Annotated in this window: 9 protein-coding genes and 1 tRNA gene; 8 read left to right on the top strand and 2 right to left on the bottom strand. The window is 68.4% G+C overall.

Annotated features, from left to right (window positions below; genetic code table 11):
• Nucleotides 1-360 precede the first annotated feature (360 nt).
• The 3 genes from B5F40_RS05555 to crcB all read left to right on the top strand — a co-directional run bounded on the left by B5F40_RS05555 (nucleotide 361) and on the right by crcB (nucleotide 2,472).
• A complete protein-coding gene (locus tag B5F40_RS05555) occupies nucleotides 361-948 on the top strand; it encodes a TetR/AcrR family transcriptional regulator (protein WP_087193378.1) in 588 nt (195 codons plus the stop codon).
• A 991-nt stretch (nucleotides 949-1,939) separates the two neighbouring features.
• Nucleotides 1,940-2,014 (top strand) — tRNA-Thr (locus tag B5F40_RS05550).
• A 68-nt stretch (nucleotides 2,015-2,082) separates the two neighbouring features.
• Nucleotides 2,083-2,472: a fluoride efflux transporter CrcB gene (crcB, locus tag B5F40_RS05545; RefSeq protein WP_162610904.1), complete on the top strand. Its 390-nt coding sequence runs from the start codon at nucleotides 2,083-2,085 to the stop codon at nucleotides 2,470-2,472.
• Here the strand turns inward: crcB and B5F40_RS05540 are convergent.
• Together B5F40_RS05540 and B5F40_RS05535 are read right to left on the bottom strand one after the other, a co-directional pair.
• Nucleotides 2,469-3,587 carry a hypothetical protein gene (locus B5F40_RS05540; protein WP_204217338.1) on the bottom strand — a complete coding sequence of 373 codons (1,119 nt, stop codon included), beginning with the start codon at nucleotides 3,585-3,587 and terminating at the stop codon, nucleotides 2,469-2,471. The genes crcB and B5F40_RS05540 overlap by 4 nt on opposite strands.
• Nucleotides 3,588-3,828: 241 nt before the next feature.
• Nucleotides 3,829-4,344 (bottom strand): nitroreductase family protein, encoded by a 516-nt coding sequence (locus B5F40_RS05535; protein ID WP_087193376.1) that lies wholly within the window; start codon nucleotides 4,342-4,344, stop codon nucleotides 3,829-3,831.
• Nucleotides 4,345-4,465: 121 nt separating this feature from the next.
• Between B5F40_RS05535 and B5F40_RS05530 the strand changes: the two genes are divergently transcribed.
• The 5 genes from B5F40_RS05530 to B5F40_RS05510 all read left to right on the top strand — a co-directional run bounded on the left by B5F40_RS05530 (nucleotide 4,466) and on the right by B5F40_RS05510 (nucleotide 8,098).
• Complete coding sequence (locus B5F40_RS05530; RefSeq protein WP_087193375.1) at nucleotides 4,466-4,819, top strand: winged helix-turn-helix transcriptional regulator; 354 nt, start codon at nucleotides 4,466-4,468, stop codon at nucleotides 4,817-4,819.
• Nucleotides 4,820-5,062: 243 nt separating this feature from the next.
• Nucleotides 5,063-5,275 (top strand): helix-turn-helix transcriptional regulator, encoded by a 213-nt coding sequence (locus B5F40_RS05525; protein WP_342395013.1) that lies wholly within the window; start codon nucleotides 5,063-5,065, stop codon nucleotides 5,273-5,275.
• Nucleotides 5,272-5,754, top strand: coding sequence for a hypothetical protein (locus B5F40_RS05520; protein WP_087193374.1), 483 nt, complete (start codon nucleotides 5,272-5,274; stop codon nucleotides 5,752-5,754). The genes B5F40_RS05525 and B5F40_RS05520 overlap by 4 nt, the downstream gene beginning before the upstream one ends.
• 173 nt (nucleotides 5,755-5,927) lie before the next feature.
• Complete coding sequence (locus B5F40_RS05515; RefSeq protein ID WP_239442924.1) at nucleotides 5,928-6,647, top strand: ABC transporter ATP-binding protein; 720 nt, start codon at nucleotides 5,928-5,930, stop codon at nucleotides 6,645-6,647.
• Entirely contained in the window at nucleotides 6,647-8,098 is a 1,452-nt protein-coding gene (locus B5F40_RS05510) for a hypothetical protein (protein WP_087193373.1), read from the top strand. Before B5F40_RS05515 ends, B5F40_RS05510 begins: the two co-directional genes overlap by 1 nt.
• The last annotated feature ends 21 nt before the right edge of the window (nucleotides 8,099-8,119 follow it).

Genomic DNA, 8,119 nt, shown 5'->3' with positions numbered 1-8,119 from the left:
GCGGCCGACGATCACGCGCTTCAGCGGATCCCAGTCGTTCCACGAGTTGACTATCTTCGCCATGACAGTCTCCTTTCGAGAGGTTGGAAGCGGCTTGTCCACTTCCCCATAGATGCATTCTGATGTGCAGGGGTCGTGGATTCAAAGGTTGCCGAGCCGTTCGCGACGCGTCGAGTGCGCATGCGCAGCGCAGATGTCCGCCACGCAAGACGTATTATGGCGAACGTACCCTTTCGCGTGACGTTTCGTGCGAAACGTCACGTACGAGAGGATGAGCGCGGGCGTTATGTTCTTGGCATAGGTCGTCGAGCGGGGCGCCCGCAGCGTGCGGGGCGCCGCTTCCAGGGAAAGGAGGAGCGCATGTTGCCGAATCTAGCGCGCGGGGAGGACGTGTTCGACTCGCCGGAGCTGCGCACGAAGATGCGGATACTCCACGCGGTGGACAAGTCGCTCGACCGCATCACCATCGCGGAGATCTGCGAGAACGCGGGCATCTCGCGCCAGACGTTCTACCGCCACTTCGAGAGCAAGTACGACATCCCGTGGTGGCATTCCATCTTCTGCCGGCAGTTCTACTTGAACGAGATCGGCCGCACGATCGGATGGAAGACGGGCTACTACCATCACATGCGGCTGATCTCGCAGGAGCGCGACTTCTACCGCAAGTCCATCCAATACAGCATCAACACGCCGTTCGGCCAGACGGTGATGCCCGAGAACCGCAAGACGGTGCTGCTCGACACGCTCGAGAACTACCGTCACGTCGCGGTCAACGACAACATGCGCTTCATCGTGGAAGTGTTCTCGAAGCTGGAGTGCGAGGTGCTCAACGACTGGTTCCGCTCCGACGCGCCCACCGACCTCGTGCGGTGGACCGACGACTTGGTGAGCCTCGTGCCCGACCGCCTGTACCGCGCCCTCAGCATCGAGGAGCCCGGCGCGCTCTGAGGGCGCCGGGCCGCGCAAAGGGGGGCGCTCGGTCGCCGATCTTCCCCTGCGCTGGCCGCGCCGCGGCGGGCGGCGCGGGCGCGGGTCGTCTCTGCGGATGCGGGAGCGCTTCGTTCGCGAGTCCCTTTCACGAAAGCCCCTTGGCGCCCTTCGGCGCAGTCGATCCGCTTCGAAGGGCGTTTCCGCAAGGGAGGGGGCCGGGCCTTTCGCTGTTGGATTTTGTTTCGGCTCGCAATCGAGATCGGCTTGGGGCCCTGCCGACCGAGGCTGGCAGGGCCCCTCGGCGGTCTCGGACCGCCCGCCTTCGCTGAGCCTTGGGCTCGAAGCCGATCACGGCGCTGCCGAGGCGAGCCGATAGCCGTTTGGCGGCTGCGATGGCTTTTCATGCGAAAGCTGCCGGATCGCTACCGCATCGTGGGGTGCGGCGGGCGGCTGCGATGGGGGCGCGGCGTCTTCCCGGGTCGTGCAAGCATGCGGATTGTGCGTCGAGGGTCTTTCCCGATGCTCGGCCAAGATGGGCGGAGGTCGGACAAGCCCGTCGCATGATACCCCGTTGACGTTTGGGCGGGCTCCTTGTCCGATGGAGCGGCTTTCCGCCTTGCCAGGGCGCAAGGGCTCGGCCCGGAACCCGACGCATGTCGGTCCGCGTCGATTTCGGTTTGGCGGTGAAGTGTCGTGTACGCTGTCGATCCCCGCGTTGCGCGTTCGCGTGCGAAAAGCCCGCTCCCAACTTCGCGGCGGGCCGTTGGAGGAGCGTCGGGGCGCACATCGAGCGCCGTCGTGCGGACCGTCGCTGCCTCCCTGCGCGAGCGAGAGGTGCTCTTTCGGGGATCTCTCGTCAGGGGGGTGCCATGGCGGCGTTGCGCGGCCGGGGCGCGGCGACGGTGTGTCTGCCGCGGCGTCGCTGGCCGCGTCCTTTGCCATGCATTGGGCGCTTCACGAAACGCGCTCGATGTCGTACAATGCACAGCGCGTTTGATTTTCTTCGCACGCCAGCGTGGCGCAACGGTAGCGCATCGGTTTTGTAAACCGCGGGTTGCAGGTTCGAATCCTGTCGCTGGCTCCATGGGAATTCAGGCCGGAGGCGAACCCTCCGGCCTTTGTCGTTCGTGCGAATGGGGAAGGAGAGCCGGCATGGGGGAAGTGCTCTTGGTGGGGGCAGGAGGGTTCGTCGGTGCCGTGGGGCGCTATCTGCTCGGACTCGTGCCGTTCGCGGGCGATTTTCCTCTCATGACGTTTCTCGTGAACTTCCTCGGCGCGGTGGCCATCGGGGCTGTCGCGGAGGCCGCAAACGGTCCTGCGCCGCTTCCGACCGAAGCGGCGCTGTTCCTCAAAACAGGCGTGTGCGGAGGCTTCACCACGTTCTCCGCGTTCTCGCTCGAGACGCTCGCGCTTCTGGAGGAGGGGAGGGCCGCTTTGGGCGCTTTGTATGCGGGAGGCAGCGTGGTCGCATGCGTGATCGGCGTGGCGGTGGGACGGTCGGTCCTGCGTGCGGCTATGTCGGCGGCGAGCGCGTCCGCCTAGGAGCCGTCCTTTCGCCGTTCGCCGTCGGAAGGCATCCGTCCGAAGCCCTCATCGGGTGCCACGAGCGCTTTGCGCGCCTCGAGGACCGCATGGGCGAATGCGGCGGGGTCGTCGGGGCCTGCGCATAGCCAGCGAACCTCGCGCATGCCTCCGAAGGCGGTGCGGACGGGAACGGGACGGGAAAGCTCGATCCAGCATGGACGGGCGCCCATCGCGGCCAGGGAGAGGCGCTCGGCCTTCGGCGCGTCCTCGCCTGGTTCGGAGAGGCCGACGCTTCGGACGGCGTCGAGCGGGATGCGCTCGCAGAGGCGCGCTCCCCAGCGCACGGTCAGCGCATGGTCGTCTACGAGCAGGGGGTTCAGAACAGTTGCGCGCGCATCGCCGACGAGGATGGCGCAGGCGTAGAGTGACAGCGCCGTGAGCGCGCACGCCGCCGGCGTGCTCCAGCGTGCCACGAGCAGATGGACGGCTGCCGTTTCCGCGAGCATGACGGCCGCGATGGTGCCGACGAGCGCCATATGGCCGCTTTGGCGGTGCTGGGTGAACGCCCGGCACCCCGCAGGGATGTCGGGCGCGTGTCCCCATGAGCGCAGCAGGTACCACTCCGTCGCCAGCTCGCCAGCTCCGAGGCGAACGATGCGCTCGCTGCGCACGAGAGCGCCGAGGGCGGCGGCGAACCAGTCGTTCGGGCGGGACGAAGCGCTTTTGGCCGCGCGGTAGGCGCGGGCGACCTTGCGGCCCTCGCGCATGATGATCGCGGCTTCCAAGGCGAGCGCGGCTGCGGTCAAAAGGGGGAGCAGGGAGGGGCCTTCGGTCGGCGCGAGGAAGGAGGAGAGCACGCCGCCGAGGGCGATCATCGGCAAAACGAGGGCGGGCGAGTGGCTGAAGCGCCGTACGACGAGCAGGTAGAACGCAGTCGGCACGCACACCATGAGGTCGAACGGCACGGCGATGGCTCGCACGAAGTCGCCTGCGGCCTCGGGTGCGGCGAAGGCGCAAGCGAGATCGACGACGTAAAGCGAGAGGACGGTGAGAATCGCGATCGCGATGCGTCCGCCCGTGCGATGGGCGTCGGACGCTGGTCGGGATTCGAGGGGAGGGGGCGAAAGGTCCATGGGGCCTCCTAGCGTCGGGCGGCGGGCGTCGTTCCCCCATGGTAAACCATGACGTAGCGTCGGGGTCAACGAGGCTTCCCCGGCAAGAGCGAAGGTGGCCTGAGGACCCCCTTCCGGCGCTTCAGAGCTTTACGCGGAGCGGTTCGCTTCGAATGGGTCGCAGGGCGCGCCCCGCACCCCTGCGCGGGTCGCGGCGGGATGTGAAAGGTGCAAGGCGCGCCCTGAATGCGGCGTTCGCCCGTCACAAGCTGGCGAAAACAAGCTCGTCGGCAGGGATGCGCGCTCGATTATGCCGTTCGGGAGATGCGGGCCTTTCGGCGGCGTAGCCTGCGACGAGGATGATCACGGGTTCGAGGCCCTCCGGCAGCGCGAGCTCCCTTCGCACGATGGAAGGGTCGAACCAGCAGATCAAACACGATCCCAGCCCTCCGTCGGCAGCTTCGAGCATCATGTGGTCGGCGAGGATGGTCGCGTCGACGATGTCCGTGCGCATGCCGTCGCAGGGGCGCCGCCATGCGCGCTGCGCGTCGGCGCACACGACGACTGCGAGCGGGGCGCCGTGCAGATCGGCCGCCTTCGCCAGCTTCGCCAGGCCTTCGGGCGTTTTTGCCACGGCGAGACGCACAGGTTGCCGGTTCGCCGCAGCGGGGGCTACGCGGGCGGCCTCCACGATCCTCGCGACCTTTTCCGGCTCGACGGGCTGCTGTTCGAAGGTGCGGCATGACCAGCGCTTTCTCGCCAAATCGATGAATTCCATTCCATCTCCTTTCCGATAAGGTTCGGTTCGGGTTCCAGCCTACTCGCCGATGCCGGACGCGCAAGAGCGCACTTTTTCGGTATATACTGCCCGAAAAGGTACTGTCGAAGGGAGCGGAGGAATGGCAAAGGATCCAAGTGGGTACCGCTGCCCTGTGGAGGCGGCGCTCGACGTGGTGGGCGGGCGGCACAAGGCGCTCATCCTGTGGCATCTGCGCGGGAAGACGTTGCGCTTCGGCGAGTTGCGGAGGCTCGTCTCTCAGGTCACTCCCAAGATGCTCGCGCAGCAGCTGCGCGAGCTGGAAGCCGACGGGATGCTGTCGCGCACGGTGTACGCGGTGGTGCCGCCTAAGACCGAGTACGCGCTCACCGAGCTCGGACGGTCGTTCGCACCCGTTCTGGAGGCCCTGTGCGACTGGGGAGGAGACTATCTTGACCGAGTGGCGAGGGATAGGCGTTGCGCGGAAGAAAAGTAAAACAAACTTGACATATCGAGGCGCGCATCGTATTGTGATGTCAAGTTTATTTTACTTCTTTCACATCGATGCGAGAGGGGTCGGCGCAGCGTAGGCGTGCTGAGCGAAGTGCCGAGGGGAAGGCGCGCAGGAGGAATCGCAGCTCCGCGGGCAAGGGCGGGTTGGCGGTGCCGAGCGGAACGGGCCGACCGTCTCTCTTGACGTGGGGTGCGCGGGTGCCGACATTGCGGAAGGGAGGCGGGTGTGGCGACGATCGCGAACCGGGTGCGGGAGCTGCGCGAGGCGCGCGGGCTGTCGCAAGGGGCGCTCGCCGAGGCGGTGGGCGTCACGCGCCAGACCATCATCTCGCTGGAGAAGGGCGGCTACGTGCCGTCGCTGCTTTTGGCGATGAGCATCGCCGAGCGGTTCGGAATGGCGGTGGAGGACGTTTTCTCGAAGGAGGAGGATGCGCGATGAGCAAGGTGGTGTTCGAATGCTCGGCGAACGGAGCGCTGTTTCTGCTCATGGGGGCGGCATTCATGTTCCCGTTCGAGGTTCACGAGCTGAGCGTGACGGCGCGAGGGTTCGCTTTCTCGGTGTCGGCCTCCCCCATGCTGCTGGCCTTCCTCGCCTCGCTCCTCGCGTGGGCGCTCGTTCGGTTCGCGTTCATCCGGCGCATGCGGACGAGAACGAGCCTGTGGGAGGGTTTGGAGCTTGCGGCCGAGGACGAGCGCGAGCGGTTCATCTCGTCGCGGGCGCTGAGAAGCGCCTACGTCGCGGCCATGGTGGGGTTGACGGCGTGCCTCGGCGTGCTTGCGGCCGCCTACGTCTTCGGGCTGCTCGCCGAGGCGCCGACTTCGACGATGTACCGCGTCGCCGTCGGCTGCGTGGTCGGCGTGCTCTTCGTCGTGAACGCGGCCTACTGCGTCAGATGGTGCGTCGAGTACCGTCGGTGACCGGGTGGTCGAAGGCGGTTCGCGCCGCCGGCTCTTCGAACGGAGGGACCCGAGTTTCGGAAGCTCCGCTTGCCGACCGCTTGCGGCGCATGCCCTCGATCCTCTATGCTGAGAGCCCGATGCGGAAAGGGGCGCTTCGAGCGGATCTCCGCGCGATCCGGAAAGGGGCTTTCGTGTGCGACGCCGTTGGCGGGAAAGATGGAGGGCGCAAGGCCTGCGCGACCCCTGCGCACGCCCAGCCGCTCGACGTGCCCGTGCTGCGGGCAGAGGGGATCGTGCGGCGCTACGGGGCGGTGGAGGTGCTTTCGGGCGCGTCGCTTGCGCTTTCGGCGGGGGAGGCGGCGTTCCTCGAGGGGCGCAACGGAGCGGGCAAGTCCACGCTTTTGCGCTGCTTGGCAGGATGGGACGCTCCTGACAAAGGATGCGTGGAGCTTCTCGGCCGCCGTTTCGACGGGGCCGATCGAGCGCAGAGGGCGCTCGTGGCGTTCGTCCCCGACGTGCCTGCGTTCTACGACGATCTCACGGCCGGCGAACACGTGCGCTTCGTGCAGCGTGCGAACCGCCTCGACCCCGCCGACGACGTGGCCGAGGGGTTGATGGCGCGCTTCGGGCTTGGCGGAAAGCGCGATCTTCTGCCCTCGTCGTATTCGCGCGGCATGCGCCAGAAGCTCGCGCTCGTGCTGGCCTTCGCACGCCGCCCAAGGCTTCTTCTGCTCGACGAGCCCTACGGGCCGCTCGATCCGGAGGCGTCGTGCGTGCTGAGCGCGCTTTTGGAGGAGGCGCGCGCGGCAGGGACGGCCATCGTGGCGAGCTGTCATCGCGACGCGCCCGGTTTCCGCCCCGATGTGGTTTTGCGCTTGGAGGACGGGCGCCTTTCGAGAGGGCGTCCGTGATGGGGGATGCCGCGCTTTTGCTGTGGCTGCGCGCACGGCACGCGCGCACGGCGCTCGGGGGCGTTCTGCGCCTGTTCGGAACGGGCATGGAGAAGGGCGAGCGGATCTACTTGCTGTACCTGGCGGCGGTCATGGGCGTTTGGGCGACGCTCATGGGGGCGTGGCTCGTTGCTTCGGCGGCGGACGCCTTCGCGCTTCTGGGGGCGCAGACCGTGTGTTCGGCGGCGCGCGGCGCGCTGGCCTCGTGCGGGCTCGCGTTTTTCGCGGCGGGCGCGCAAGGGCTGCGGACGCCGCCTTTGAGGCTGTCGCATGCGGACGTCGCGTACGTGGCGGCCAGTCCGATGGGCGCGCAGCCTTTGGCGCTTGTCGAGGCGGGGTGCGCCGCGCTCGGCTGGGCGGCGCTTGGAGGCGCGGCGGCCTTCTCGCTCGCGCACGCGGCGGCGGCCTGTGCCGCGCTCGGCGCGATCGCGGGGGCGGCGTGCGCCGCGGCGGGCAGGCTCGTCGGCGCGGTGAGGCTTTCGCGGGCGCGATGGGGCGCGCGCCATGTTGTCGCGGCGTTGGTCGCGCTTGCCGCCGTGGCGTGCGCGCAGGTGGCGATCTCGCTTTGCGCCCGGCCCCTCGCGTTCGGTGCGTTTTCGGCCGTCGTTGTGGCGGCGGCCTTCGCGATGCTCGCGCTCGTTGCACGGCGTATGGACATGGCGGCCGTTGTCAAGGAGGGCGCCCTTCGCGCCGATCTGCGGCTCGTCGGCGCGTTCTCGCCGCTCGACGAGCGCGCGAAGGCCGATTACCGCCGCCGGTGCGTCCTCGCCGCCCGCCCACTGCGCTTCGGCTTGCCTCCCGGCGAGGGTCGCGCGGCCCTCGTGGCGCGCGCCGCTTTGTCGCATGCGCGCCAGCGCGAGGGGCTTCCTGCGCTGGCGTTCCACGGGACGGTTGTCGTGCCGCTCGGGGCGCTGGCCGTTGCCGGTGCGGGCGACCCCGTCCTGTTCCTGTTCTGGCTACAGGCCGCCGTGCTCATGCCCCAGGGCGCGCGCGAGCTGTCGCGCGCCTTCTTCGACGACGTGCGCAACCGCCTTGTCCGTGATCGGCTGCCGTTCGGAACGCTCGAGCTGCTCGCGTTCGACTCGCTGCCCGCGTTCGCGCTCACGACGGCGCTCGCGTGCGCGTCCTGCGTCCTCGTCCTGCCTCCCGGCGCGTCCGCCTTCGAGGTGTGCGCGCTCGCGGTCGCCGTGAACGCCTGCCTGCTCGCCGCCTGCGCGCTCGACGCGGTGCGTCCGCGCGCAGGCGGCCTTTGGGCGCGTTGGATGTGCTTCGAGCTCGGGGTCGCCGCCATGGTCGCGACGGCCTTCTTCCTTTCGCTTGTCGCGCCTTCCCCCGTTGCGGGAGCGGGCATCGTCGTCGTGACCGCCGCGTGCGCCCGCGCCGTCCGTTCGGGGATCGAGCGGGCGGGCTGATCGCGCGATGGACGTTCGCGC

Source organism: Gordonibacter sp. An230, assembly GCF_002159915.1.
Taxonomy (GTDB): Bacteria; Actinomycetota; Coriobacteriia; order Coriobacteriales; family Eggerthellaceae; genus Rubneribacter.
Note: the sequence above shows the minus strand (reverse complement) of the source record. Positions and strands in the feature narration are given on the sequence as shown.